Source organism: Pseudomonas hormoni (assembly GCF_018502625.1).
Classification (GTDB): domain Bacteria; phylum Pseudomonadota; class Gammaproteobacteria; order Pseudomonadales; family Pseudomonadaceae; genus Aquipseudomonas; species Aquipseudomonas hormoni.
The window spans coordinates 1,314,108-1,338,228 of the sequence record NZ_CP075566.1 but is presented as its reverse complement, the minus strand read 5'-3'; the positions used below and the strand labels follow the sequence as shown (position 1 = coordinate 1,338,228).

Annotated in this window: 23 protein-coding genes; 16 read left to right on the top strand and 7 right to left on the bottom strand. The window is 59.7% G+C overall.

All coding sequences use genetic code 11. The annotated features are described in order from the left end of the window. Positions 1-316: 316 nt before the first annotated feature. From ccoN to ccoP, 4 genes are read left to right on the top strand one after another with little or no spacing between them, the layout of a single operon-like run. Complete coding sequence (gene ccoN, locus KJF94_RS06175; protein ID WP_214381944.1) at positions 317-1,759, top strand: cytochrome-c oxidase, cbb3-type subunit I; 1,443 nt, start codon at positions 317-319, stop codon at positions 1,757-1,759. Continuing rightward, positions 1,759-2,367, top strand: coding sequence for a cytochrome-c oxidase, cbb3-type subunit II (ccoO, locus tag KJF94_RS06170; protein ID WP_010456412.1), 609 nt, complete (start codon positions 1,759-1,761; stop codon positions 2,365-2,367). The genes ccoN and ccoO overlap by 1 nt, the downstream gene beginning before the upstream one ends. Before the next feature lie 5 nt (positions 2,368-2,372). Next, positions 2,373-2,558: a CcoQ/FixQ family Cbb3-type cytochrome c oxidase assembly chaperone gene (locus KJF94_RS06165; RefSeq protein WP_003175465.1), complete on the top strand. Its 186-nt coding sequence runs from the start codon at positions 2,373-2,375 to the stop codon at positions 2,556-2,558. Continuing rightward, positions 2,555-3,538 (top strand): cytochrome-c oxidase, cbb3-type subunit III, encoded by a 984-nt coding sequence (ccoP, locus tag KJF94_RS06160; RefSeq protein ID WP_214381942.1) that lies wholly within the window; start codon positions 2,555-2,557, stop codon positions 3,536-3,538. The genes KJF94_RS06165 and ccoP overlap by 4 nt, the downstream gene beginning before the upstream one ends. Before the next feature lie 76 nt (positions 3,539-3,614). On the opposite strand, the gene KJF94_RS06155 is transcribed toward ccoP, so the two are convergent. After that, on the bottom strand, positions 3,615-4,625 hold the full coding sequence (locus tag KJF94_RS06155) for a metallophosphoesterase family protein (protein ID WP_214381940.1): 1,011 nt from the start codon (positions 4,623-4,625) through the stop codon (positions 3,615-3,617). Positions 4,626-4,734: 109 nt separating this feature from the next. Between KJF94_RS06155 and KJF94_RS06150 the strand changes: the two genes are divergently transcribed. The 11 genes from KJF94_RS06150 to KJF94_RS06100 all read left to right on the top strand — a co-directional run bounded on the left by KJF94_RS06150 (position 4,735) and on the right by KJF94_RS06100 (position 15,342). Further along, positions 4,735-5,733, top strand: a complete 999-nt coding sequence (locus KJF94_RS06150) for a metallophosphoesterase family protein (protein ID WP_214381938.1) — start codon at positions 4,735-4,737, stop codon at positions 5,731-5,733. Between the two features lie 166 nt (positions 5,734-5,899). After that, positions 5,900-6,154 (top strand): type II toxin-antitoxin system Phd/YefM family antitoxin, encoded by a 255-nt coding sequence (locus KJF94_RS06145; protein ID WP_214381936.1) that lies wholly within the window; start codon positions 5,900-5,902, stop codon positions 6,152-6,154. After that, a complete protein-coding gene (locus KJF94_RS06140) occupies positions 6,154-6,564 on the top strand; it encodes a type II toxin-antitoxin system VapC family toxin (RefSeq protein ID WP_214381934.1) in 411 nt (136 codons plus the stop codon). The genes KJF94_RS06145 and KJF94_RS06140 overlap by 1 nt, the downstream gene beginning before the upstream one ends. A gap of 207 nt (positions 6,565-6,771) precedes the next feature. Then, on the top strand, positions 6,772-8,187 hold the full coding sequence (ccoG, locus tag KJF94_RS06135) for a cytochrome c oxidase accessory protein CcoG (protein ID WP_214381932.1): 1,416 nt from the start codon (positions 6,772-6,774) through the stop codon (positions 8,185-8,187). Positions 8,188-8,198: 11 nt separating this feature from the next. Then, positions 8,199-8,738 (top strand): FixH family protein, encoded by a 540-nt coding sequence (locus KJF94_RS06130; protein ID WP_214381930.1) that lies wholly within the window; start codon positions 8,199-8,201, stop codon positions 8,736-8,738. Positions 8,739-8,912: 174 nt separating this feature from the next. Further along, complete coding sequence (locus KJF94_RS06125) at positions 8,913-11,363, top strand: heavy metal translocating P-type ATPase (RefSeq protein WP_214381928.1); 2,451 nt, start codon at positions 8,913-8,915, stop codon at positions 11,361-11,363. A 24-nt stretch (positions 11,364-11,387) separates the two neighbouring features. Then, on the top strand, positions 11,388-11,606 hold the full coding sequence (gene ccoS, locus KJF94_RS06120; RefSeq protein WP_008028543.1) for a cbb3-type cytochrome oxidase assembly protein CcoS: 219 nt from the start codon (positions 11,388-11,390) through the stop codon (positions 11,604-11,606). Then, positions 11,599-12,282: a sulfite exporter TauE/SafE family protein gene (locus KJF94_RS06115; protein ID WP_214381926.1), complete on the top strand. Its 684-nt coding sequence runs from the start codon at positions 11,599-11,601 to the stop codon at positions 12,280-12,282. Before ccoS ends, KJF94_RS06115 begins: the two co-directional genes overlap by 8 nt. Positions 12,283-12,484: 202 nt before the next feature. Continuing rightward, a complete protein-coding gene (gene hemN, locus KJF94_RS06110) occupies positions 12,485-13,867 on the top strand; it encodes an oxygen-independent coproporphyrinogen III oxidase (protein WP_214384742.1) in 1,383 nt (460 codons plus the stop codon). Between the two features lie 112 nt (positions 13,868-13,979). After that, entirely contained in the window at positions 13,980-14,714 is a 735-nt protein-coding gene (gene fnr, locus KJF94_RS06105) for a fumarate/nitrate reduction transcriptional regulator Fnr (protein ID WP_214381923.1), read from the top strand. 79 nt (positions 14,715-14,793) lie between these two features. After that, entirely contained in the window at positions 14,794-15,342 is a 549-nt protein-coding gene (locus KJF94_RS06100; RefSeq protein WP_214381922.1) for an adenine phosphoribosyltransferase, read from the top strand. Positions 15,343-15,475: 133 nt separating this feature from the next. On the opposite strand, the gene KJF94_RS06095 is transcribed toward KJF94_RS06100, so the two are convergent. From KJF94_RS06095 to dnaX, 5 genes are all read right to left on the bottom strand, one after another. Continuing rightward, entirely contained in the window at positions 15,476-16,624 is a 1,149-nt protein-coding gene (locus KJF94_RS06095; RefSeq protein WP_214381920.1) for an acyl-CoA dehydrogenase family protein, read from the bottom strand. A gap of 181 nt (positions 16,625-16,805) precedes the next feature. Next, a complete protein-coding gene (gene recR, locus KJF94_RS06090; protein ID WP_214381918.1) occupies positions 16,806-17,408 on the bottom strand; it encodes a recombination mediator RecR in 603 nt (200 codons plus the stop codon). A 65-nt stretch (positions 17,409-17,473) separates the two neighbouring features. Next, positions 17,474-18,508 carry an NADP-dependent oxidoreductase gene (locus KJF94_RS06085; RefSeq protein ID WP_214381916.1) on the bottom strand — a complete coding sequence of 345 codons (1,035 nt, stop codon included), beginning with the start codon at positions 18,506-18,508 and terminating at the stop codon, positions 17,474-17,476. Positions 18,509-18,766: 258 nt separating this feature from the next. After that, positions 18,767-19,105, bottom strand: a complete 339-nt coding sequence (locus tag KJF94_RS06080) for a YbaB/EbfC family nucleoid-associated protein (RefSeq protein WP_214381914.1) — start codon at positions 19,103-19,105, stop codon at positions 18,767-18,769. 66 nt (positions 19,106-19,171) lie between these two features. Next, positions 19,172-21,259, bottom strand: a complete 2,088-nt coding sequence (gene dnaX, locus KJF94_RS06075) for a DNA polymerase III subunit gamma/tau (protein WP_214381912.1) — start codon at positions 21,257-21,259, stop codon at positions 19,172-19,174. 122 nt (positions 21,260-21,381) lie between these two features. Here dnaX and KJF94_RS06070 point away from each other — a divergent pair, with 122 nt between their 5' ends. Then, a complete protein-coding gene (locus tag KJF94_RS06070) occupies positions 21,382-22,116 on the top strand; it encodes a substrate-binding periplasmic protein (protein ID WP_214381910.1) in 735 nt (244 codons plus the stop codon). A 123-nt stretch (positions 22,117-22,239) separates the two neighbouring features. Here KJF94_RS06070 and KJF94_RS06065 read toward each other — a convergent pair whose 3' ends face one another. Continuing rightward, positions 22,240-23,940, bottom strand: a complete 1,701-nt coding sequence (locus tag KJF94_RS06065; RefSeq protein WP_214381908.1) for a putative bifunctional diguanylate cyclase/phosphodiesterase — start codon at positions 23,938-23,940, stop codon at positions 22,240-22,242. Positions 23,941-24,121: the final 181 nt, after the last annotated feature.

Sequence of the window (24,121 nt, the reverse complement as noted above, 5' to 3'; positions counted from 1 at the left end):
TGTGTTCGACGAAGCTGATCGATGACAGGCCGCAAAGGCTGGTAGATACCGGCTGTCGTGCCAATTGCCATCGGTCACCCGATCGTTGCGTTTGAACACACCCCGTTACAACTGACCTGACCCCCTCACCATTTTCGTTCGCTGCGACATTTTGTCCGAGGGCGATTTTGTCCTTACGCGGCGCATGGAAAGGCCGCAGAATCAGCTTTTGAAAGCATTGACCCAGGTCATGGCGCGTTGCAATGACCCCCTGCTTTCTCCATACTTGCGGCCGATTTTTACTCCTAATAAAACACCCAAACCGTGGAACCTTAGAATGAGCACAGCAATCAGTCCGACTGCTTATAACTATAAGGTAGTCCGCCAGTTCGCCATCATGACGGTGGTCTGGGGGATCCTTGGCATGGGGCTCGGTGTCTTCATCGCCTCACAGCTCGTATGGCCGGAATTGAACTTCGGTCTGCCGTGGACGACTTTTGGACGCTTACGCCCGTTGCACACAAACCTGGTGATTTTCGCCTTCGGTGGTTGTGCACTGTTTGCCACTTCTTATTACGTCGTGCAGCGAACCTGCCAAACGCGACTGATTTCCGACAGTCTCGCGGCCTTCCACTTCTGGGGTTGGCAAGCGGTGATCATCGGCGCGATCGTTACCTTGCCGCTGGGTTACACCACCACCAAGGAATACGCGGAACTGGAATGGCCCCTGGCTATTCTGCTGGCCATTGTCTGGGTCACCTACGGCCTGGTGTTCTTCGGCACCATCGTCAAGCGCAAGACCAAGCACATCTATGTGGGTAACTGGTTCTACGGCGCGTTTATCGTCGTGACCGCGATGCTGCACATCGTCAACCACATGTCGCTGCCGGTCAGCCTGTTCAAGTCCTACTCCGCCTACTCGGGTGCGACGGACGCGATGATCCAGTGGTGGTACGGCCACAACGCGGTCGGTTTCTTCCTGACCACCGGCTTCCTGGGGATGATGTACTACTTCGTTCCGAAGCAGGCCGAGCGTCCGATCTACTCCTATCGTCTGTCGATCGTGCACTTCTGGGCGCTGATCACCCTGTATATCTGGGCCGGTCCGCACCACTTGCACTACACCGCACTGCCGGACTGGGCTCAGTCCCTGGGCATGGCGATGTCGATCATCCTGCTGGCTCCGAGCTGGGGCGGCATGATCAACGGCATGATGACCCTGTCGGGCGCCTGGCATAAGCTGCGCACCGACCCGATCCTGCGCTTCCTCGTGGTGTCGCTGGCGTTCTACGGCATGTCGACCTTCGAAGGCCCGATGATGGCCATCAAGACCGTCAACTCGCTCTCGCACTACACCGACTGGACTATCGGCCACGTACACGCCGGTGCCCTGGGTTGGGTTGCGATGATCTCGATCGGCGCGATCTACCACATGATCCCGAAACTGTTCGGTCGCGCGCAGATGCACAGCATCGGCCTGATCAACACGCACTTCTGGCTCGCGACCATCGGTACCGTTCTGTACATCGCTTCGATGTGGGTCAACGGCATCACCCAGGGTCTGATGTGGCGTGCAATCAACGACGACGGCACCCTCACCTACTCGTTCGTCGAAGCACTGCAAGCCAGCCACCCTGGTTTCATCGTTCGCGCCCTGGGCGGTGCGTTCTTCGCCAGCGGCATGCTGTTCATGGCCTACAACGTATGGCGTACCGTACGTGCCTCGAACCCGGCTGAAGCCAAAGCTGCTGAACAGATCGCTGTAGTTGGAGCTCACTGATGAAGCATGAAGCAGTCGAGAAGAACATTGGCCTGCTGGCCTTCTTCATGGTTATCGCCGTCAGCGTCGGCGGCCTGACCCAGATCGTTCCGCTGTTTTTCCAGGACGTCACCAACAAGCCGGTCGAAGGCATGAAGCCGCGTACCGCCCTTGAACTGGAAGGCCGCGACATCTACATCGCAAACGGTTGTGTCGGCTGCCACTCGCAGATGATCCGCCCGTTCCGTGCTGAAACCGAACGTTACGGCCACTATTCAGTCGCCGGTGAAAGCGTCTGGGACCACCCGTTCCTGTGGGGTTCCAAGCGTACCGGTCCGGACCTGGCCCGTGTCGGCGGTCGTTACTCCGATGACTGGCAGCGTGCGCATTTGTACAACCCGCGCAACGTAGTGCCCGAGTCGAAAATGCCGGCCTACCCGTTCCTCGTGGAAAACAAGCTCGACGGCAAAGACACCGCCAAGAAAATGGAAGTCTTGCGCACGCTCGGCGTCCCTTACACCGACGAAGACATCGCCGGTGCCAAGGATGCTGTGAAGGGCAAAACCGAAATGGACGCGCTGGTGGCCTATCTGCAAGGCCTGGGCACCATCATCAAAAGCAAACGGTGATTTAGATGGATATCGGGATGATTCGTGGCCTGGGCACCGTTGTCGTGATGGTGGCCTTCATCGGTCTGGCGTTGTGGGTGTTCAGCCCCAAGCGCAAGTCGGAGTTTGAAGACGCGACCTTGCTGCCTTTCGCGGATGATCCCGAAGCCATCAAGCACGTCGAGCAAGCTTCTAGGAGTAACAAAGAATGACTACGTTCTGGAGTCTGTACGTCACAGTCCTCAGTCTCGGCACCATCTTCGCCCTGACCTGGCTGCTGCTGTCCACCCGTAAGGGCCAGCGCAGCGAAGCCACCGAAGAGACGGTTGGCCACTCCTTCGACGGGATCGAGGAGTACGACAACCCGCTGCCGAAATGGTGGTTCATGCTGTTCGTGGGCACCATCATCTTCGCCCTGGGCTACCTGGTTCTGTACCCGGGCCTGGGCAACTGGAAAGGCCTGCTGCCAGGTTACAACTACCTGGATAACGAGAAGCAGACCGCGTTCGCCAACGGCCAGACCGGCTGGACCGGCGTTCACGAATGGGAAAAGGAAATGGCCAAGTCGGACGCGAAGTTCGGTCCGATCTTCGCCAAGTTCGCTTCCATGCCGATTGAAGAAGTCGCCAAGGACCCGCAAGCCCTGAAGATGGGTGGCCGCCTGTTCGCCTCCAACTGCTCGGTCTGCCACGGTTCCGACGCCAAGGGCGCTTACGGCTTCCCTAACCTGACCGACGCCGACTGGCGCTGGGGCGGCGAAGCGGAAACCATCAAGACCACCATCATGGGTGGCCGTCATGCGGTCATGCCGGCGTGGGCCGAAGTGATCGGCGAACAAGGCGTGGCGGACGTTGCTGCATTCGTCCTGACCAACCTCGATGGCCGCAAGCTGCCGGAAGGCACCAAGGCTGACCCGGCTGCCGGTCAGAAACTGTTCGCTGCCAACTGCGTGGCGTGCCACGGTCCGGCCGGCAAAGGTACGCCAGCGATGGGCGCACCTGACCTGACCCACCCGGCGGCGTTCATCTACGGTTCGAGCTTCGCTCAACTGCAGCAGACCATCCGTTACGGCCGTCAGGGCCAGATGCCTGCGCAAGAGCTGCTGCAAGGTAACGACAAGGTTCACCTGCTGGCCGCTTACGTCTACAGCCTGTCTCACGGTGAGAAAGCTCCGGCGGAAGACGCCCAGTAAGGCAATAGCCTGATGCAACAAAAAACGGCCCCGTCATTTGACGGGGCCGTTTTCGTTCAAGCCTGTAGCGCTCGCGCTATCGGACCACGACGACGTCGACTACCTTGCGACTTGGCCAGTTGTTGCCGTTGACCTGATGCACCGTCAACGTCTTGCGGTCCGGTGCGAAACTGGCGATCAGGTAGGTCTGGTGGGATGAACTGCCACTCAAGAAAACCGGGACCTCACCAAAATACTGTCGCGTGTTCCATCGAGTGTATTTTCCTGGCCTGCTATGCATATGTCCGGCAAAAACCGCCGTGACCTCGTAGCGCTCAATCATTTTCTTGAAACGTTCAATCTGTTCGGCGCTGCCCTTCCACTCATCCGGCTTGTGCATGTTGAGCAAGATTATCTTGCCCTGAGCACGTGCTTGCCGTAGATCGCGCTCAAGCCAATCCAGCGCATCATTAATTTCATAATTCTCGGTGTTAAAAAACCCCGACGAAAAATTTACCGAATAAGTTGGCTCATTATTCAACTGAACCAGGTGGACGTCGCCAAACGATCTGGAATAAGCAAGGCTTCCATAATAAATCTTGGCTCCTCCCTCACTTCGCGCAGCGAAATCAAAACTACTTACTTTCCCCCAGTACTTTTCCTTCAGCTCTGTAATACTGCCGGCAGCACAGTTATTCTCGGGCGCCCAGCAATCATCAATATTGTTTTCATAATCATGATTACCCAGGCCGTAGTCATAATCGTCCTTCAGGTACTGGTTCAGAATCGATTTGACGGTAGACCGCTCGCCGCGGTGACCGAAAGCCGTCATATCACCATTGATCATGACCGGGATACGTGAGGCACCGCCGTTCAGCTTTCTGAAGTTAGCAATATCGGAATACTGCGTCTCTATCAATTCTTTCGATCGTTTTTCTTTATCAGGGTCTGAAATGCCACGATCGGTCAAGTCAGTCCATGGATATTGGGGATCGGAGGCAAACACCAAATGTTTTGGCATTTGAACTTCGGATGCTCCATAAGCCACGGGCAAGGACAGTGTCATAGTAAGACAAAGCAACAAATTGATCTTTTTATATAATTCCATCGAAATCCATTTCCGTTCATATTAATTGTTAACAAGCGCCCACTGAACAAAACATAGCGACTCGCTACACAAACTACAAACTCACTCTTGTTACTGGAAATGGACTTCTATGAAAACTTCAAATTACATTAGATTATTGCTACTACTGATACTCACTCATGCCCCTGTAATGCAGTCGGCGGCCAGTGAAATCATTCCACAACACCTTGTGTTTGCTTCCAACCCAAAGTTTCCCTCAAGTGAAAAGAGCGAGAACGGCGAAGTTGAATCGACTTCAGAAAAGGAAAAGCGCTCTCGGTGGTTGATCGACGCGCAGTACACCAGCATCGCTGATTTCCGCGAACAATCAGGTGGCGCATCAGCCATACCCGTGATGATCAACGGCAACATGACGGCTTCGGGACAATCCGGTGAGCGCTCCTACATCAACGCGGTTTTGCAGAACAAGCTGAACAACTTCTATGACTATGGCCTGGGCAATCACGACTACGACATCACAATCACCGGTTGCGCAGATTGCGCCGCCGCAAGCATTGATGACCTCAAGAATCGTTACTGGGGAAAAGCCGCCTACATGGACTTCGCCGCCCGCGCTTCCGGACAGACGAAAACCTGGTATGGAAGCCTGGCCTACTCCCAGGATTACGGTGATGTTCATCTCGTTCAACTGCACAACGACCCGACCTACTCCGCGAATATTTCCACGGGTTCGATTTTCAGAACGACCGCCTATGAAATCACACCATCCCTGGACTGGCTGGAGCGCGACCTGCGCCATGCACGGGCGCAAGGAAAAATCATCTTGCTGAACTTGAGCCAGCCGTTTCACTGGCAGGTCGCTGAAACAGAGATCTTCAGATTTACAAAAATGATAGAGGACTATGGCGTCACGGCTGTATTTTCCGCTAATGCATACAAGCAAAGCGGAAAGTACGAGTCGAGCAATTACATTTACGGCGACATCCCCTTGTTCATGAGTGGTTCGGCGGCTCAACAAACCTGGTTGCACGCCGCCTTCTCTGAGGATAGAAAGCAAATGACCGTAAACGTTATCGCGGACAACGACTGGCGTAATCCGGTTGCGAGCCACACGATCCCCGTGAGGTAACGTAGAAATCGGCGCTAGGGCTCAAGCCGCTGGCGTCGAAACGGGCTGCACATTGCAGAAAAATGCCTGCAACGACGAACGGCACATCGACATTCAACACATCGGTTGTCGGAGACCGGCCAAGGTAGTAACGTTGCTACATCTTTGTTCAAGCGGGTCAATCGTGATGACCATCACCACAATTTCCAGTCGCGAATTCAATCAGGACACAAGTGGTGCCAAAAAAGCCACGGTCCAGGGCCCTGTTTTCATCACGGATCGGGGCAAACCTGCCCATGTGCTGCTAAGCATTGAGGACTACCAGAAATTGACGGGCGTCAGCGCCAACATCGTCGAGTTGCTGGTAATGCCAGAAGCGGCCGACATCGAATTTGAAACCGAGCGCGCCGTCATCGTTCATCGACCTGTGGATCTGTCTTGATGTTCTTGCTTGATACCAACGTAATTTCCGAGCTTCGCAAACCCAAGGCCGACGCGAATGTCGTCGCCTGGGCCAAAAGCGTCGTTGCGCTCCGCATGTTTATTTCGGCCATCACCTTGAAGGAGCTGGAGACCGGGGTCCTGAGGATGGAACGTCGCGATCCCGTGCAGGGGAAGATATTGCGTACCTGGTTGAAGCGGCACGTCATGCCAGCCTTCGATGCCCGAATCCTGCCGGTCGATGCCGCCGTAGCATTGCGCTGCGCCAGTTTGCATGTTCCGGACCAGGCCAACGAAAGCGACGCGCTGATTGCAGCGACCGCACTGGTTCACGGGCTGACCGTGGTCACGCGCAACGTCGGTGACTTTCAATCCAGCGGCGTTGCGCTGATCAATCCATGGGCCGATTGAGCCCCGGCACGCACAAAACCGTCCATAATTTCACCAGTCAATTGATTCAAGTCATTACACCGTCGATTGATTTCCACCAACGTGACCAAAGGTCGCACCCTTGAGTTAGAGCTACAGGCGTATCATTGCGCCACTGCAACACCTATTTTTGACCGCGGTCGGCATGTACTGACCGGGGCATTTTTCCACTGCCGTGGGATGCAACCGATGAGCAACCAGATTCCGGTACACGACGTTACCCCGCCTGCCAAAAACGCGAACAACAGCGTCGACCTCTACGCCTCTCGAGAAAAGATCTACACCCGCGCCTTCACCGGCCTGTTCCGCAACCTGCGGATGATGGGCGGGGCCTTTTTGTTTCTGCTGTATTTCGGCACGGTGTGGCTGAACTGGGGCGGTCATCAAGCCGTCTGGTGGAACCTGCCGGAGCGCAAATTCTTCATCTTTGGCGCCACCTTCTGGCCCCAGGACTTCATCCTGCTCTCGGGCATTCTGATCGTCAGCGCCTTCGGCCTGTTTTTCATTACCGTGTACGCCGGTCGCGTCTGGTGCGGCTATACCTGCCCGCAGAGCGTGTGGACGTGGATTTTCATGTGGTGCGAAAAGGTCACCGAAGGCGACCGCAACCAGCGCATCAAGCTCGACAAGGCGCCGATGAACGCCAACAAATTCCTGCGCAAATTCAGCAAGCACGCGATGTGGCTGTTGATCGGCTTCGTCACCGGCATGACGTTCGTCGGCTACTTCTCACCGATCCGCGAACTGACCCTCGACTTCTTCACCGGCGAGGCCGATGGCTGGTCGTATTTCTGGGTCGGATTCTTCACCCTTGCCACCTACGGCAACGCCGGCTGGTTGCGCGAGCAGGTGTGCATTTACATGTGCCCGTATGCGCGCTTCCAGAGTGTGATGTTCGACAAGGACACATTGATCGTTTCCTACGATCCGCGTCGCGGTGAAAGCCGCGGCCCGCGCAAGAAAGGAATCGACTACAAGGCTCAGGGCCTGGGCGATTGCATCGACTGCACCATGTGCGTCCAGGTCTGCCCCACCGGCATCGACATCCGCGACGGCCTGCAAATCGAGTGCATCGGTTGCGCTGCGTGCATCGACGCCTGCGACAGCATCATGGACAAGATGGATTACCCGCGCGGCCTGATCAGCTACACAACCGAGCACAACCTGTCCGGGCAAAAAACCCATAAACTGCGCCCGCGGCTGATCGGCTACGCGGCGGTGTTGCTGGCAATGATGGCGTTGCTGGCGGGGGCGTTCTTCATGCGTTCGCTGGTCGGTTTCGACGTCAGCAAGGACCGCGTGCTGTACCGCGAGAACGCCGAAGGACGGATCGAAAACGTCTACAGCCTGAAGATCATGAACAAGGATCAGCGCGACCACACCTACGTGCTGGAAGCCGCCGGTTTGCCGGACCTGAAGCTGCAAGGCAAACGCGAGATCAAGGTCGCCGCCGGCGAGATTTTCAGCCAGCCGGTCGAACTGTCCATCGCCCCGGAAAAACTGCCATCGAGCACCAACGAGGTGAAATTCATCCTCAAGGATGCCGATGACGAGAGCATCCACGTTGAAGCCAAGAGCCGGTTCATCGGCCCACAAATTCGTTGAGAGTAGTGATCATGCCCGCAGCAAACGCCGCAAGTCCCTGGTACAAGCACCTTTGGCCGTGGATCATCATCGCCATCCTCGCCTGCTCGGTGACGCTGACCCTGTCCATGGTGACGATCGCGGTGAACAACCCGGACAATCTGGTCAACGACAACTACTACGAGGCCGGCAAAGGCATCAACCGTTCGCTCGACCGCGAGTTGCTGGCGCAGACCCTGCTTTTGCGCGCCAGCGTGCACCTGGATGATGTGACCGGCGAAGTCGACCTGCGCCTGAGCGGCAACAGCCAACCGAAAACCCTGGAGCTGAACCTGATCTCGCCGACGCAGCCCGAGAAGGATCGCAAGATCACCCTCGCCCGCAGTGAAACCGAACAGGGCCGCTACATCGGCCAGTTGAGCGACAAGGTCGATGGCCGTCGCTTTGTCGAATTGCTGGGCACTCAGGACGACCACATCTGGCGCATGTTCGAAGAAGAACTGGTCAGCCATGACAAGGATCTGCTGCTGGGTGACGAACCGCTGCAGGGTGCGGAAGACCTGAAAAAGTAATAACTTGCGAATGCGATCAAATGTGGCGAGGGAGCTTGCTCCCGCTGGGGCGAGAAGCGCCCCCAACACCTGCAAACCGGTCCTTTCAGTCTTGGCGGGTTCGCCGACTTGCGACTGCTACGCAGCCGAGCGGGAGCAAGCTCCCTCGCCACAATGGTTTTCATGGCAACACACATGACCACGCCACTTCCCTGCTACCACTGCGCCCTGCCCGTCCCGGCCGGCAGCCGCTTCACCGCTGCCGTCCTCGGTGAAAACCGTGAGTTCTGCTGCCCGGGATGCCAGGCTGTGGCCGAAGCGATTGTCGCGGGTGGGCTGGAAAGCTATTACCAGCATCGCAGTGAAGCCTCGGCCAACCCCGAAGCGTTGCCGGTGCAGTTGGTGGATGAGCTGGCACTTTACGACCGCGCCGATGTGCAAAAGCCTTTCGTACGCCACGACGGCGAGCTCGCCGAAACCACCCTGTTGATGGAAGGCATCAGCTGCGCGGCGTGCGGCTGGCTGATCGAGAAGCACCTGCGTGGTTTGCCGGCGGTAGCGGAAGCGCGGCTGAACCTGTCCAACCATCGCCTGCATGTGCGCTGGGCCGATGCGCAATTGCCGCTGAGCCAGGTGCTCAGCGAACTGCGGCACATCGGTTACGCCGCTCACCCCTATCAGGCCGACCGCGCCAGCGAACAACTGGCCAGCGAAAACCGCCTGGCCCTGCGCCAACTCGGCGTCGCCGGGCTGCTGTGGTTCCAGGCGATGATGGCGACCATGGCAACCTGGCCGGAATTCAACATTGACCTCAGCCCCGAGCTGCACACCATCCTGCGCTGGGTCGCGCTGTTCCTCACCACACCGATCGTGTTCTACAGCTGCGCGCCGTTCTTCAAAGGCGCGATGCGCGATCTGCGCACCCGTCACCTGACCATGGACGTTTCGGTTTCGCTGGCGATTGGCAGTGCCTACATCGCCGGGATCTGGACTTCGATCACCGGGGTGGGCGAGCTGTATTTCGATGCTGTCGGCATGTTTGCGCTGTTCCTGCTCGCCGGGCGTTATCTGGAACGTCGCGCCCGGGAACGCACCGCCGCCGCCACAGCACAGCTTGTAAACCTATTGCCCGCCTCGTGCCTGCGTCTGAGTACTGACGGCCAGAGCGAGCGCATTCTGCTCAGCGAACTGCGCGTCGGTGATCAAGTGCTGGTGCATCCCGGCGCGATCCTCCCGGCCGACGGCAAGATCCTCGACGGCCAGTCGAGCATCGACGAGTCTCTATTGACCGGCGAGTACCTGCCGCAACCGCGAACGCACGGTGATGCTGTCACCGCTGGCACACTGAACGTCGAAGGCGCGCTGACCGTGGAAATCCTGGCGCTGGGCCAGGACACCCGACTGTCCGCCATCGTCCGCCTGCTGGACCGCGCTCAGGCCGAGAAGCCCCGACTGGCAGAGATCGCCGACCGCGCCGCGCAATGGTTCCTGCTGCTGACGCTCATCGCATCCGCCTGCATTGGCCTGCTTTGGTGGGAGCTGGACTCATCACGCGCCTTCTGGATTGTCCTGGCGATGCTCGTCGCAACCTGCCCGTGCGCCTTGTCCCTCGCCACGCCGACTGCCCTCACTGCCGCCACCGGCACGCTGCACAAGCTGGGTCTTTTGTTGACACGCGGCCATGTGCTGGAAGGCCTGAACCAGATCGACACGGTGATATTCGACAAGACCGGCACCCTCACCGAAGGGCGCCTGGCGCTGCGTTCGATCCGCCCCCTCGGCGCACTCGACAGCGATCAGTGCCTGAGCCTCGCCGCCGCCCTCGAAAACCGTTCCGAGCACCCGATCGCCCGTGCATTTGGCCGCGCGCCGCTGGCCGCCGAGGAAGTCCACAGCACACCGGGGCTGGGGCTTGAAGGTGTGGTCGGCGAGCAGCGCCTGCGCATCGGTCAACCGGGCTTTGTCTGTGAACTCAGTGACGCCGCCATACCGTTGATGCCCGATGAGGCCGGTCAGTGGCTGCTGCTTGGCGACCGTCAGGGGCCGCTGGCGTGGTTCGTCCTCGACGACCGTTTACGTGCCGACGCACCGGCGCTGCTCGCAGCCTGCAAGGCTCGCGGCTGGCGCACGTTGCTGCTGTCGGGTGACACCTCGCCGATGGTCGCCAGCGTCGCCGCCGAATTGGGCATCGACGAGGCCCGCGGCGGTTTGCGTCCGGACGACAAATTGCAGGTCCTGCAACAGCTGCACAAGGAAGGTCGCAAGGTGTTGATGCTCGGTGACGGGGTCAACGATGTACCAGTGCTGGCGGCCGCCGACATCAGCGTCGCCATGGGGTCGGCCACCGATCTGGCGAAAACCAGTGCCGACGCCGTGCTGCTGTCGAACCGCCTCGACGCGCTGGTGCAAGCCTTCAGCCTCGCCCGGCGCACCCGTCGGGTAATCATCGAGAACCTGCTGTGGGCCGGGCTGTACAATGGCCTCATGTTGCCGTTCGCCGCCCTCGGCTGGATCACGCCGGTGTGGGCCGCGGTCGGCATGTCGATCAGTTCGTTGACCGTGGTGCTGAACGCCCTGCGCCTGACTCGCCTGCCGAGCGCGCCGGCTGCCAGCGCCACGCCAGAAACCCGCCCGCTGTCGGCCTGAGCCGCGTGGGCATGGAGCCTTCCCATGCCAGCTCTCTACGTGATGATCCCGGCCGCGCTGCTGATCGTGGCCATCGCGGTCTACATCTTCTTCTGGGCGGTCGACAGCGGTCAGTACGACGACCTCGACGGCCCCGCCCACAGCATCCTGTTCGACGACCAGGACCCGAATCACACCGCGGCGGTCGATGAGGCCAGCGGCCATCCGGCCAAACCGGACGACAAGGCGCCCCCGCATGTTTGAGTTGGCGCCACTGCTGGTGTCTGCGGTGATCCTCGGCCTGCTCGGCGGCGGTCATTGCCTGGGCATGTGCGGCGGCTTGATGGGCGCGTTGACCCTGGCGATTCCCAAAGACCAACGCAGCCGGCGCTTTCGATTGCTGCTGGCCTACAACCTCGGGCGAATTCTCAGCTACGCCACTGCCGGCCTGCTGATCGGCCTGGCGGGTTGGGCGGTGGCGAACAGTCCGGCGGCGATGTTCATGCGCATACTCGCTGGATTGCTGCTGATTGCCATGGGGCTTTATCTCGCCGGTTGGTGGAGCGGCCTCACCCGCATCGAAAGCCTTGGTCGCGGACTGTGGCGGCATATCCAGCCCGTGGCCAACAAGCTGCTGCCAGTGTCGAGCGTTCCCCGCGCATTGTTGCTCGGCGCGCTCTGGGGCTGGCTGCCGTGCGGGCTGGTTTACAGCACGCTGCTGTGGTCAGCGAGCCAGGGTAATGCGCTCGATAGTGCGTTGTTGATGCTCGCGTTCGGCCTTGGAACCTGGCCGGTGTTGCTCGCCACCGGGCTCGCGGCGGAGCGTGTCACGGCGCTGTTGCGCAAACGCAGCGTGCGGATGGCCGGAGGACTGCTGGTCATGCTGTTTGGCATCTGGACCTTGCCGGGGCCGCATCAGCATTGGCTCATGGGGCACTGACCTGTGGCGAGGGAGCTTGCTCCCGCTGGACTGCGCAGCTGTCCCATCTTTAGGGCCGCTTCGCGCCCCAGCGGGAGCGAGCTCCCTCGCCACAAAAACCCGTCACAGCCACCCATTGCCGTTGATGCAAATCAAGATGCCCCAACGCCGCACCCCATAGACTTGCCCACACTGCCAGCCTATCCGGGGGAATGCCCGCATGATGCTCGACGCCATTCGTTGGGACACCGATCTGATCCGCCGTTATGACCTGGCGGGACCGCGCTACACCTCCTACCCGACCGCCGTGCAGTTCGACGGTCATGTCGGCACCTTCGACCTGTTCCATGCGCTGCGCGAAAGCCGCAAGGCCCTGCGCCCGTTGTCGCTGTATGTGCACGTGCCGTTCTGCGCGAACATTTGCTACTACTGCGCCTGCAACAAAGTCATCACCAAGGATCGCGGCCGTGCCCTGCCCTACCTGCAGCGCCTGGAGCAGGAAATCCAGCTGATTGCCTGCCACCTCGACCCGGCGCAAAAGGTCGAGCAACTGCACTTCGGCGGTGGCACGCCAACCTTTCTCAGCCATGACGAATTGCGCCAGCTAATGGCCCAGTTGCGCAAAAGCTTCAACTTGCTGGACGACGACACCGGCGACTACGGCATCGAGATCGACCCGCGCGAGGCCGACTGGTCGACCATGGGCCTGCTCCGTGAACTGGGATTCAATCGGGTCAGCATCGGTTTGCAAGACCTCGACCCGGCCGTACAACGGGCGGTGAATCGCCTGCAAAGCCTGGAAGAAACCCGGGCGGTAATCGACGCCGCAAGGACGCTGCAATTCCGTTCGATCAACATTGACCTGATCTATGGTTTGCCAAGGCAGACACCCGACAACTTCGCCCGCACGGTCGACGAAGTGATCAACCTGCAACCGGACCGGTTGTCGGTGTTCAACTACGCGCACTTGCCGGAGCGCTTCATGCCGCAACGGCGAATCAACAGCGACGAGCTGCCGATGCCGGCGCAGAAACTGGAGATGCTCCAGCGCACCATCGAACAACTGACCGCCGCCGGCTATCGCTACATCGGCATGGACCACTTCGCCCTGCCCGACGATGAACTGGCGATTGCCCAGGAAGAATCGACCCTGCAACGCAATTTCCAGGGCTACACCACCCACGGTCATTGCGATTTGATCGGGCTGGGCGTCTCGGCCATCAGCCAGATCGGCGACCTGTACTGCCAGAACAGCAGCGACCTGAATCAGTACCAGAACGCCCTGGCTTCCACGCAACTGGCGACCAACCGCGGCCTGCTGTGCAACGCCGATGACCGCGTCCGGCGGGCGGTGATTCAGCAACTGATTTGCAGTTTCAACGTGGAATTCGCCGAGATCGAGCAGGCCTTCAACATCGATTTTCGCGGCTACTTCGGCGAGTTGTGGCCACAGTTGCAAGGCATGGCCGAAGACGGGCTGATCGAACTGAACAATGAACGGATCAACGTACTGCCCGCCGGACGATTGCTGGTACGTTCGGTGTGCATGGTGTTCGATGCCTACCTGGAACAACAGAACCGCCAGCGGTTTTCGCGAGTGATCTAACGTTTCATCGCCCCTTCACCGCGATGTGACAAAACGGCACAGCGCTGGCCTGATCGTCTCCCCGTGAGTTACCCTTACGTCTTATGTGTGTTTTCCCACAAGGATTTAAGAAATGTCCGAGCCAGTAAAGCTGCGCGCTCATAGCCAGGCCCATTGCAAGGATTGCAGCCTGGCTCCCCTCTGCCTGCCACTTTCTCTGAATCTGGAAGACATGGATGCGCTGGACGAGATCGTTAAACGTGGCCGCCCGTTGAAAAAGGGCGAATTCCTGTTCCGCCAGGGCGACGTTTTCGATGCCGTTTATGCAGTACGCTCTGGCGCCCTGAAAACGTTCAGCCTCAGCGATGGCGGTGAAGAACAGCTCACCGGTTTCCATTTGCCGAGTGAACTGGTCGGCCTGTCGGGCATGGACACGGAAAAGCACCCGGTCTCGGCGCAGGCACTGGAAACCACCTCGGTCTGTGAAATTCCGTTCGAACGCCTCGACGAACTGGCGCTGCAACTGCCGCAATTGCGCCGTCAGCTGATGCGCGTGATGAGCCGCGAAATCCGCGACGATCAACAGATGATGTTGCTGCTGTCGAAAAAAACCGCCGACGAGCGCATTGCCACGTTCCTGGTCAACCTGTCGGCGCGCTTCCGCGCTCGCGGCTTCTCGGCCAATCAGTTCCGCCTGAGCATGTCGCGCAACGAAATCGGTAACTACCTGGGCCTGGCGGTGGAAACCGTGTCGCGGGTGTTCACACGCTTCCAGCAGAACGAACTGATCGCCGCCGAAGGCAAGGAAATCCATATCCTTGACCCGATCCAGCTCTGCGCCCTGGCCGGTGGCTCGATCGAAGGCTGAATCCGACGTTCGCGGCTGAGCGAAACGGTTCAGCCGCCGGTATACTGCGACGTTTGCAGCCTGCCAGGACAACTCGACGATGGTCTTCGACTCCTTCGACATCAAATCCCTGATCCGCCCTGTGATCGACTTCCCGAAACCGGGCGTCATCTTTCGCGACATCACCCCGCTGTTCCAGTCGCCCACCGCCCTGCGCCTGGTGATGGACAGCTTTGCCCACCGTTACGTCGAGGCTGACTTCACGCACATCGGTGCCATGGATGCCCGTGGTTTCCTGATCGGTTCGGTGCTGGCCTATCAGTTGAACAAGCCGCTGGTGCTGTTCCGCAAGCAAGGCAAACTGCCGGCCGACGTGCTGGCCGAGGGTTATGCGACGGAGTACGGCGAAGCCTTCCTTGAAGTGCACGCCGACAGTCTTTGCGAAGGCGATTCGGTGGTGATGTTCGATGATTTGATCGCCACCGGCGGCACGCTGATTGCGGCGGCGAATCTGATTCGACGCATGGGGGCGCGGGTGCATGAAGCGGCGGCGATTATTGATTTGCCGGAGTTGGGTGGGTCGCAACGGCTGGAGGATATGGGGATTCCTACTTTCTGTCTGACGCAGTTTGCGTTGAGCGATCAGTAAGCGGCGCCTTCACCGACGCCATCGCGGGCAAGCCCGCTCCCACAGGTTCTGTGGCGTTTACAGATTTTGTGAACAAAGCTGAACACTGTGGGAGCGGGCTTGCCCGCGATGAGGCCAGCCGCCACACCACCCACTACAACCCCATCTGCTTGCTGATGATCTCGTTCATCACTTCCCGCGTCCCGCCACCAATCGACAAGATGCGATTGTCGCGGTACAGCCGCTCCACCAGACTTTCACGCATATACCCCAAGCCCCCCAGAATCTGCACCGCATCCGTGGTAATCCGATCCGCCGTGTCCGTCGCAAAATTCTTGGCCATGGAAATCTCCTTGATCACACTCTGCCCGGCAGCCATTTTCGCCGCCTGCCGGTAGGTGAATTCCCGTGACACTTCCAGCGCCGTTGCCATTTCCGCAAGGCGATGCTTGAGCACCTGAAATTTGCCGATGGGTTTGCCGAACGCCTCGCGCTGACGCGCCCACTTCAGGCTTTCCTCCAGCGCCAGTTGCGCGGTCATGTTGGCCATCAGCGCCAAGGCCAGGCGTTCACTCTGGAAGTTGCCCATGATGCAGGCGAAGCCCATGTTTTCGGCGCCGATCAGATTGCCTTCAGGTACTCGGCAATCATCGAAGAACAACTCGGCCGTGTCCGACGCCCACCAGCCCATTTTCTTCAATTGGCGGCCGACGGTGAAACCCGGCGTGCCCTTCTCGATCAGCAACAGGCTGATGCCACCAAATCCGGGCGCGCCGGTACGCACCGCGACGGTGTAGTAATCCGCGCGCACGCCACTGGTGATAAAAGTTTTGCTGCCGCTGACCCGGTAGAAGTCGCCGTCGCGCACGGCGCGGGTTTGCAGGTTGGCCACATCGGAGCCGCCACTGGGCTCGGTCACGGCCAGTGCGCTGATCTTCTCGCCGGCGAGTACGGGCGGCACGACGCGATCCCGGACCTCGGGCCTGGCCCATTTGAGGATCGGCGGCAGGCCGATGTCCAGCGAGCCGAGCCCCGCTACCAACCCGCCGGAGCCGCAGCGCATCAACTCTTCGCTGGCGGCGATCTTGGCGAACAGATCACCTTCGTGGCTGCCGCCCAGGGCTTCGGGGTAACCGATCCCCAGAATCCCTGCCGCACCGGCCTTGAGGTAAAGCTCGCGGGGAAAGCTTTCAGCTTCTTCCCACTGGTCGATGTCCGGAAGAATCTCGCGCTCGACGAAACGTCTGACGCTGTCACGGACCAATTGGTGGCTGGGGTCGAAGTATTCCTGAAAGGCAGGCATCGGCGAACTCCACTGAAGGGTTCAGCGAAGTTAACCGAGCGTTTGCTTGGTTTTCAACAGGATTGTGTGAACGAGGTAAACCGAGGTGTTCCCTTCGCGGGCAAGCCTCGCTCCTACAGGGATCATATATTCCCGTAGGAGCGAGGCTTGCCCGCGAAGGCGTCCGCCCAGCCACTACACATTACAAAGCTATCGGCTTACGCCCCGCAAACGAATGCGCCAACGTCCCGCCATCCACCAATTCCAACTCACCACCCAACGGCACGCCGTGGGCAATGCGCGAGGCGATCAGACCTTTGTTGCTCAGCAACTGCGCGATGTAATGCGCCGTGGCTTCACCTTCAACCGTCGGGTTGGTGGCCAGGATGACTTCAGTAAACGTGCCCGCCTCTTCTATCCGCGCCAGCAACTGCGGAATCCCGATGGCTTCCGGCCCTAGCCCATCAAGCGGAGACAGATGGCCCTTGAGCACGAAATAACGCCCCCGGAAACCGGTCTGCTCCACCGCGTAGACATCCATCGGTCCTTCCACCACACACAGCAAGGTGTCGTCGCGACGGGTATCGGCACATTGCGGGCACAGGTCGTCTTCGGTCAGCGTGCGGCACAACCGGCAGTGGCCCACCCCTTCCATGGCCTGGCTCAACGCCGACGCCAGGCGCGAGCCACCGCTGCGATCACGTTCGAGCAGCTGCAAGGCCATGCGCTGGGCAGTTTTCTGACCCACACCTGGCAAAATTCGCAGGGCATCGATCAGTTGGCGAATCAAAGGGCTGAAGCTCATGGGGAAACGTCCGACAAAACAACGAGACGCGGTTTATACCCGCGCCTCGTATGAGCGTCAATTATTCAGTCCTGAGCGACCCGCACCACCAGTTTGCCGAAGTTGCGTCCTTCCAGCAGACCGATGAACGCCTCGGGTGCGTTCTCCAGACCATCAACAACGTCTTCACGGAATTTCACCTTGCCGTCTCGCACCCACGGCGCCATGGCGCTGACAAACTCCGGCTGGCGATCACCGTAGTCATCAAACACGATGAAACCCTGGATGCGCACACGTTTGGTCAGCAAGGTTCGCTGCAATTGCGGCAGGCGATCCGGGCCGGTCGGGGCTTCGTGGGCGTTGTACGACGCGATCAAACCGCAAAGCGGAATGCGAGCCTTGGGGTTGAGCAACGGCACCACCGCGTCGAATACCTTGCCGCCGACGTTCTCGTAATAGATGTCGACGCCCTTTGGACAGGCCTGCGCCAGTTCATCGGCGAAATTCGAGCTCTTGTGATCGATGCAGGCATCGAAGCCCAACTCATCCACCACATAACGGCACTTGTCCGCGCCGCCCGCAACACCGACCACACGCAGGCCCTTGATCTTCGCCACCTGGCCGACCACCGAACCCACAGCGCCGGACGCCGCAGCGACCACCAGGGTTTCGCCGGATTGGGGTTGGCCGATGTCCATCAACCCCATGTAAGCGGTCATCCCGGGCATGCCGAGCACGCCCAGCGCCATCGACGGGCTCGGCAGCCCGGACGGCACGGGAATGATGTTGCGACCGTCGCTGATGCTGTGGCTCTGCCACCCGGTAGCGCCGACGACCAGATCACCTTCATGAAACTTGGGATTCATCGAACGCTCGACCCGGCTGACAGCCCCGCCGGTCATCACCTCGTCGATTTCTACCGGCGCCGCGTAGGACGGTGCATCACTCATGCGCCCGCGCATGTAAGGGTCCAGTGACAGAAAAAGGGTCTTGAGCAGTACCTGACCATCGGCCAGGTCCGGCAGCGCTTCCCTTTCCAGGCGGAAATTCTCTGGCGTCGGCGCGCCAACCGGGCGGGACGCCAGGACGATACGTTGGTTGAGGGTCAATGCTTCAGGCATGTGAGCGTCTCCTTTGATCGATGAATTCAGAGGTATAGGGGAGCAGACCTTTGTGGCGGTTTCGCGTTCGATGTTTCTGCTTTTCATTGTGGCGAGGGAGCTTGCTCCCGCTAGGTCGCGGGGCGGCCTCAAAAAGGGACTGCTACGCAGCCCAACGGGAGCAAGCTCCCTCGCCACAGGTTTTAACTAGCCACAAACAAAAATGCCAGGCGCGATGCCTGGCATTTTTTTGTAGCTCATCCGACGCGCCTTGGCGAATCAGAATGGCAGTTTCATGCCCGGAGGCAATTGCATGCCAGCGGTCATGCCGGACATTTTGTCCTGGCTGTTGGCTTCGATCTTGCGCACGGCATCGTTGACGGCGGCGGCCAATACCGCTTCCAGCATTTCCCTGTCGTCTTCGCTCAGGCCTTCAAACATGGTTGGGTCGATGGTCACGCGCTTGACGTCGTGACGACCGGTCATCACCACGCTGACCACGCCGCCGCCCGCTACACCGGTGACTTCGGCGTTGGCCAGTTCTTCCTGCATCTTGGCCATTTTTTCCTGCATCTGCTGCGCCTGCTTCATCAGGCCGGCCATGCCACCTTTCATCATGGGAATCACCTCAAAGTACTTGGATAAAAACAGCGCCCGGCCCTTGCGGCCGGACGCCTTCAGTTATTAACCCTGACTGGCCAGGGCTTCGACAGGTTCAATAGTATCGTTACGGACCACCGCACCGAACTGCTGCATCATTTGCTGGATGAACGGATCACCGTGGATCGATTCCTCGGCCTCCCGCTGACGGTTTGCTCGACGCCGGAACGCGGCCTGGGCCGGGGTTTCCTGCTCGGGCTTGATCAGCTCCATGCTCAGGGTCAGCGTGCGCCCGTGAAACTGGTTCAACGCATCGTTGAGACGACGCTGCTGGGTCGCGTTGAACAAGGCGCTGTGGGCCGGGTCCAGGTGCATCAGCCAATGGTCGCCGTCCACCGAGATCAGCGTGCAGTTGGCGGCGATGCTGCCGGTCATGCCGGAAATCGGCAGTTTCGGGAACAGCTCCAGCCATTGCAGGGCCAGACCCGTGGCGGGCATGGCGGCCGGTTCAGGCTCGGGCTCCGGCGCTGGCTCGGCGGTATGTTCGCTGGCCAGTTCGTCGAGGTAGCTGTAAGCCGAATCCATGTCCGGCTCGATGTAATCTTCGTCCAGCGGCGGCTCGTCGTCGGGGTCAATGCCGGGTGTAGCGGCGTCGACGTCGGCGACGGACGGTTCCGGGATTGGCGCAGCGGCCCACTCCGTCGCGTCCGGCACAACGCTGTCAGGCGTCGGCAACGGCATCGGGGGCAATTCGGGTTGTTCGCTGGCTGTTTCCAGCACCGGCTCGACGGCTGGCTGCTGAACGACTTCGGGCTCTACCGGGTCGTTCCATGGCAGATCGACGACGGCTTCAACCGCGACTGGCTCGGGCGCGACAACCGGTTCAGGCACGACAACGGGAGCGACCCGCTCAGGCTCTGGTGCGGGAACTGGAGCAGGAACTGGCGCAACAACCGCAGCGACCGGTGCAACTGCCGCAGCGACTACCGGCGCAACAACCGGCGCGGCAGCCACTGAGTTTGCGGAATCAACTGTGGCCTGGCTGATCCCCACTGGCTTTAGCGGTTGCCTCGGTGCGTCTTCGGTGTCTGCGGGCCGGAACGCCAGCATTCGCAGCAGGACCATTTCAAAACCACCGCGCGGGTCTGGCGCCAGCGGCAAATCGCGGCGGCCGATCAGGCCCATCTGGTAGTAGAACTGCACGTCTTCGGCCGGCAAGGCCTGGGCCAGCGCCAACACCCGATCACGGTCGCCGTGACCATTGTCGACACCTTCAGGCAAGGCCTGGGCGATGGCGACACGGTGCAGCACGTTAAGAATTTCCGAGAGCACGCCGTTCCAGTCCGGGCCTTGTTCGGCCAGATGACGGACGGCTTCGAGCAACGCCTTGGCGTCGCCTTCGATCAGCGCATGCAGAACATCGTAAACCTGACCGTGATCGAGCGTCCCGAGCATTGCCCGCACGTCGGAGGCCATGACTTTGCCCTCACCGAAGGCAATCGCCTGGTCGGTCAGGCTCATGGCGTCGCGCATCGAACCGTCGGCGGCGCGGCCCAATAGCCACAGCGCGTCGTCTTCGAACGGCACGTTCTCGACACTCAGCACGTGGGTCAAATGCTCGACCACGCGTTCCGGGGTCATGTTTTTCAGGGAGAACTGCAGGCACCGCGACAAAATAGTTGCAGGAAGTTTCTGCGGATCAGTCGTCGCCAGAATGAATTTGACGTAGGGCGGTGGCTCTTCGAGGGTTTTCAGCAGCGCATTGAAGGAATGGCTGGAGAGCATGTGCACTTCGTCGATCAGGTAGACCTTGAAGCGCCCGCGGCTCGGGGCGTACTGCACGTTGTCGAGCAGCTCGCGGGTGTCCTCGACCTTGGTCCGGCTCGCGGCGTCGATCTCGATCAGGTCGACGAAGCGACCTTCATCGATCTCGCGGCACACCGAGCACTCGCCACAGGGCGTCGAAGTGATACCTGTTTCACAGTTCAGGCATTTGGCGATGATCCGCGCGATGGTGGTCTTGCCGACCCCGCGCGTCCCGGTAAACAGGTAGGCGTGGTGCAGCCGCTGGCTGTCCAAGGCATTGATCAGAGCCTTGAGCACATGGGTCTGGCCGACCATTTCGCGGAACGAGCGCGGACGCCATTTACGTGCAAGAACCTGATAACTCATCGAAAACCGTCGCAACGAAGGAACAGAAGCGGCTAATGCTAGCGGAGCAAGGCCAAAATTGCATCCGGCGCGCTCGTCTAATCTGGCTAAGATGCTCTTTGGGGGTATTTATCGGAGTGTTTATGCGGCTGGCCTTGGGGGCACTGCTGTTGATCAGCCTGAACAGCGCTGCCACCGAAGCGCCGTTGCGTTTCGTGATGCCCGACAGCTGGGCGATGCCGATGGTGCAACTGGAACGCGGCCGGCCAACACAGGGCATCCTGCATGATGTGATGGTCAGCCTCGCCACCCAGGTCGGCGTTCCGGCCGAATTTCACGTGCTGCCCCGGGCGCGGGTGCAAGGCGCGATGGAACACGGCGAGGTCGATGTTCGCTGCTATGCCGCGCAGTCGTGGCTGCCCAATCCCGGGGACTACCTCTGGAGCATTCCGCTATGGACTCAGCCCGACGTGCTGATCAGCCGGAAACAACCGGAGATCGCGGTGACTCCGGCAAACTTGCCGCGACAAACCATCGGTACGGTGCTCGGTTACAGCTACCCGGCCCTGCAACCACTGTTCGACGCCGGCCGCCTGATTCGCGAAGACGCGCGCAACCAGGATCAAGTGCTGGAAAAGCTTCTGGCCGGACGTTATCGCTATGCCGTGAGCAACCAGTGGACGCTGGACTGGTTCAATCAACGCTTGCTGCCTGACGGGCAACTGCAAGGCGTGGCGGTGTTGCAGGAGCAGAGTGTCGGTTGCTACGTGCGCAATGATCCGAAAGTGCCAGCGCAACGAATTCTGCGCACCCTGCTGAGGATGAAAATGTCCGGGGAGATCGATGACATTATCCGGCTTTATGTCGGCAAACCGTAAACCTGTGGGAGCGGGCTTGCTCGCGAAGGCGTCAGTACAGTCAACATTGATGTTGAATGTTAAGACGCCTTCGCGAGCAAGCCCGCTCCACACATTTGATCTTCATATGCCCGACAAACGAGGTCAGGCTGTTTGATCGAGCCCCCGCCATTGCAGCGGCGCCACAAACCCTTCGACCCAGCCCGGCACCTCCGCCGCCGGCATCGGTCGAGCGATGAAATAGCCCTGGGCAACGTCGCACCCCAGCTGCAACAACAGCTCACCGTGCTCGATGCTTTCCAGCCCCTCGGCGATCACCTGTCGGCCAAACGCCCGGGCCAGGCCAATGACCGCCGTGGTCAGGGCCAGGTCATCGTGATCATGCAGAATGTCGCGGATAAACGACTTGTCGATCTTGATGGTCTGGGTGCGCAAGCGCTTGAGGTAGCTCAGCGATGAATACCCTGTGCCAAAGTCGCCCAATGAAAACTGCACCCCAAGTGCCTGGCAGGCCTGCAGACAGGCGCTGACATGCTGGATATTTTCGATGGCCACGGACTCGACGATTTCCAGGTCGAGCATCTGCGGCGCGACCCGAGCATGCCGGGCGAGCACCTGCCTGAGGCGGTCAACGAAATCCACCCGCTGAAAATGCCGGGCGGCAATGTTGACGCTGATCGGCCAGCCCTGCCCCGCTTGCTGCCAACGGTCCAACTGTAACAACACCTGATCCATCACCCATTCACCGATATCGATGATCAGATCCGTTTCTTCCACCAACGGCAGAAACTCTCGGGCCGACACCGTGCCGTCTCGCGGGTGCTCCCAGCGCAACAGCGCCTCGAAGCCGACGACAACACCATGACGCATATTGACCTTGGGCTGGAAATACAGGCGCAACTCACCGGCGGCCAGCGCCTGGCGTACCCGTTCGACGGTCTGGTGAGTGGCCTTGACCTCTTGATCCCGGAACACATCGAACAAATGAAAACGATTGCGCCCGCTCTGTTTGGCCACGTACATGGCCTGATCGGCGTGACGCAACAAGGTTTCGGCATCTTCGTTGTCGTGGGGAAACAGGGTGACGCCGATGCTGGCATACACATTCAGGACTTTGCCCTGCAGCGCGTACGGGGCGGAAATCGCCCCCAGCACACGGTTCAGTGCTGCACGCAACTCCGGCACATCATGCACATAACGCAACACCAGCACGAACTCGTCACCGGCCAGCCGCGCCACCACATCCTCACCACGTACGATGTCGCGCAAACGCCTGGCCACTTCCACCAGCAGCAAATCGCCACTGGCATGCCCGTAGCCGTCGTTGACCGCTTTAAAGCCGTCGAGGTCGAGCATGCACACTGCCAGCGGAATGTTTTCCTGACGGGAGAAAGCTAGCGCCTGATCCAGCAAATCCGAGAGAAACGCGCGGTTGGGCAACCCGGTCAACACGTCATGGCCGACCCGCCATTGCAAGGAATGCAGCAGTTGGCGCTTTTCGCTGATGTCGAAACGAATTGCCAGGTAACGGTGGATCCGCCCGGTGGCGTCATCCAGCACTGGCACCAGGGTGCTTTCGACCCAATACAGACGGCCATCCTTGGCGCGATTGCAGATTTCGCCCTTCCAGACATTGCCCAACGCAATGGTGCGCCACATCCCGGCAAAGAAATCAGCGGAGTGCAGGCCGGAGTTGAGCAGGCGATGGTTCTGTCCGAGCAGTTCATCGCGGCTATAGCCGGACACAGCGCAAAACTGATCGTTGACGTAGGTAATCCGGCCGGTCAGATCGGTCTCGGAAAAAATGGCGGCGGCATCAACGGCCCTGCGGTATTTCTCATCCATGAGTAAAGCTCAATGTCGCTAGCGGTGGTACCGCTCGACCAGCGCACAATGCCCGGAAGAGATGTTTTGAATCGTACTGCGCAGAGCCACGTGATCACTCCATTTACAGCGATTGATGGCCCATTGGCAGCCGAAGATCAACTAGGCTCAAAGACCCTGATAAAGGGCAGCAACAACGATT

Coding starts and splice junctions, on each gene's coding strand:
- KJF94_RS06115 (WP_214381926.1), top strand. CDS start 11,599: ATGTTTGAGTTGGCGCCACTGCTGGTGTCTGCGGTGATCCTCGGCCTG.
- KJF94_RS06165 (WP_003175465.1), top strand. CDS start 2,373: ATGGATATCGGGATGATTCGTGGCCTGGGCACCGTTGTCGTGATGGTG.
- KJF94_RS06145 (WP_214381936.1), top strand. CDS start 5,900: ATGACCATCACCACAATTTCCAGTCGCGAATTCAATCAGGACACAAGT.
- fnr (WP_214381923.1), top strand. CDS start 13,980: ATGTCCGAGCCAGTAAAGCTGCGCGCTCATAGCCAGGCCCATTGCAAG.
- ccoP (WP_214381942.1), top strand. CDS start 2,555: ATGACTACGTTCTGGAGTCTGTACGTCACAGTCCTCAGTCTCGGCACC.
- ccoG (WP_214381932.1), top strand. CDS start 6,772: ATGAGCAACCAGATTCCGGTACACGACGTTACCCCGCCTGCCAAAAAC.
- KJF94_RS06085 (WP_214381916.1), bottom strand. CDS start 18,508: ATGCCTGAAGCATTGACCCTCAACCAACGTATCGTCCTGGCGTCCCGC.
- dnaX (WP_214381912.1), bottom strand. CDS start 21,259: ATGAGTTATCAGGTTCTTGCACGTAAATGGCGTCCGCGCTCGTTCCGC.
- KJF94_RS06065 (WP_214381908.1), bottom strand. CDS start 23,940: ATGGATGAGAAATACCGCAGGGCCGTTGATGCCGCCGCCATTTTTTCC.
- KJF94_RS06140 (WP_214381934.1), top strand. CDS start 6,154: ATGTTCTTGCTTGATACCAACGTAATTTCCGAGCTTCGCAAACCCAAG.
- KJF94_RS06150 (WP_214381938.1), top strand. CDS start 4,735: ATGAAAACTTCAAATTACATTAGATTATTGCTACTACTGATACTCACT.
- KJF94_RS06080 (WP_214381914.1), bottom strand. CDS start 19,105: ATGATGAAAGGTGGCATGGCCGGCCTGATGAAGCAGGCGCAGCAGATG.
- KJF94_RS06070 (WP_214381910.1), top strand. CDS start 21,382: ATGCGGCTGGCCTTGGGGGCACTGCTGTTGATCAGCCTGAACAGCGCT.
- KJF94_RS06130 (WP_214381930.1), top strand. CDS start 8,199: ATGCCCGCAGCAAACGCCGCAAGTCCCTGGTACAAGCACCTTTGGCCG.
- ccoO (WP_010456412.1), top strand. CDS start 1,759: ATGAAGCATGAAGCAGTCGAGAAGAACATTGGCCTGCTGGCCTTCTTC.
- KJF94_RS06100 (WP_214381922.1), top strand. CDS start 14,794: ATGGTCTTCGACTCCTTCGACATCAAATCCCTGATCCGCCCTGTGATC.
- recR (WP_214381918.1), bottom strand. CDS start 17,408: ATGAGCTTCAGCCCTTTGATTCGCCAACTGATCGATGCCCTGCGAATT.
- KJF94_RS06155 (WP_214381940.1), bottom strand. CDS start 4,625: ATGGAATTATATAAAAAGATCAATTTGTTGCTTTGTCTTACTATGACA.
- KJF94_RS06095 (WP_214381920.1), bottom strand. CDS start 16,624: ATGCCTGCCTTTCAGGAATACTTCGACCCCAGCCACCAATTGGTCCGT.
- hemN (WP_214384742.1), top strand. CDS start 12,485: ATGCTCGACGCCATTCGTTGGGACACCGATCTGATCCGCCGTTATGAC.
- KJF94_RS06125 (WP_214381928.1), top strand. CDS start 8,913: ATGACCACGCCACTTCCCTGCTACCACTGCGCCCTGCCCGTCCCGGCC.
- ccoN (WP_214381944.1), top strand. CDS start 317: ATGAGCACAGCAATCAGTCCGACTGCTTATAACTATAAGGTAGTCCGC.
- ccoS (WP_008028543.1), top strand. CDS start 11,388: ATGCCAGCTCTCTACGTGATGATCCCGGCCGCGCTGCTGATCGTGGCC.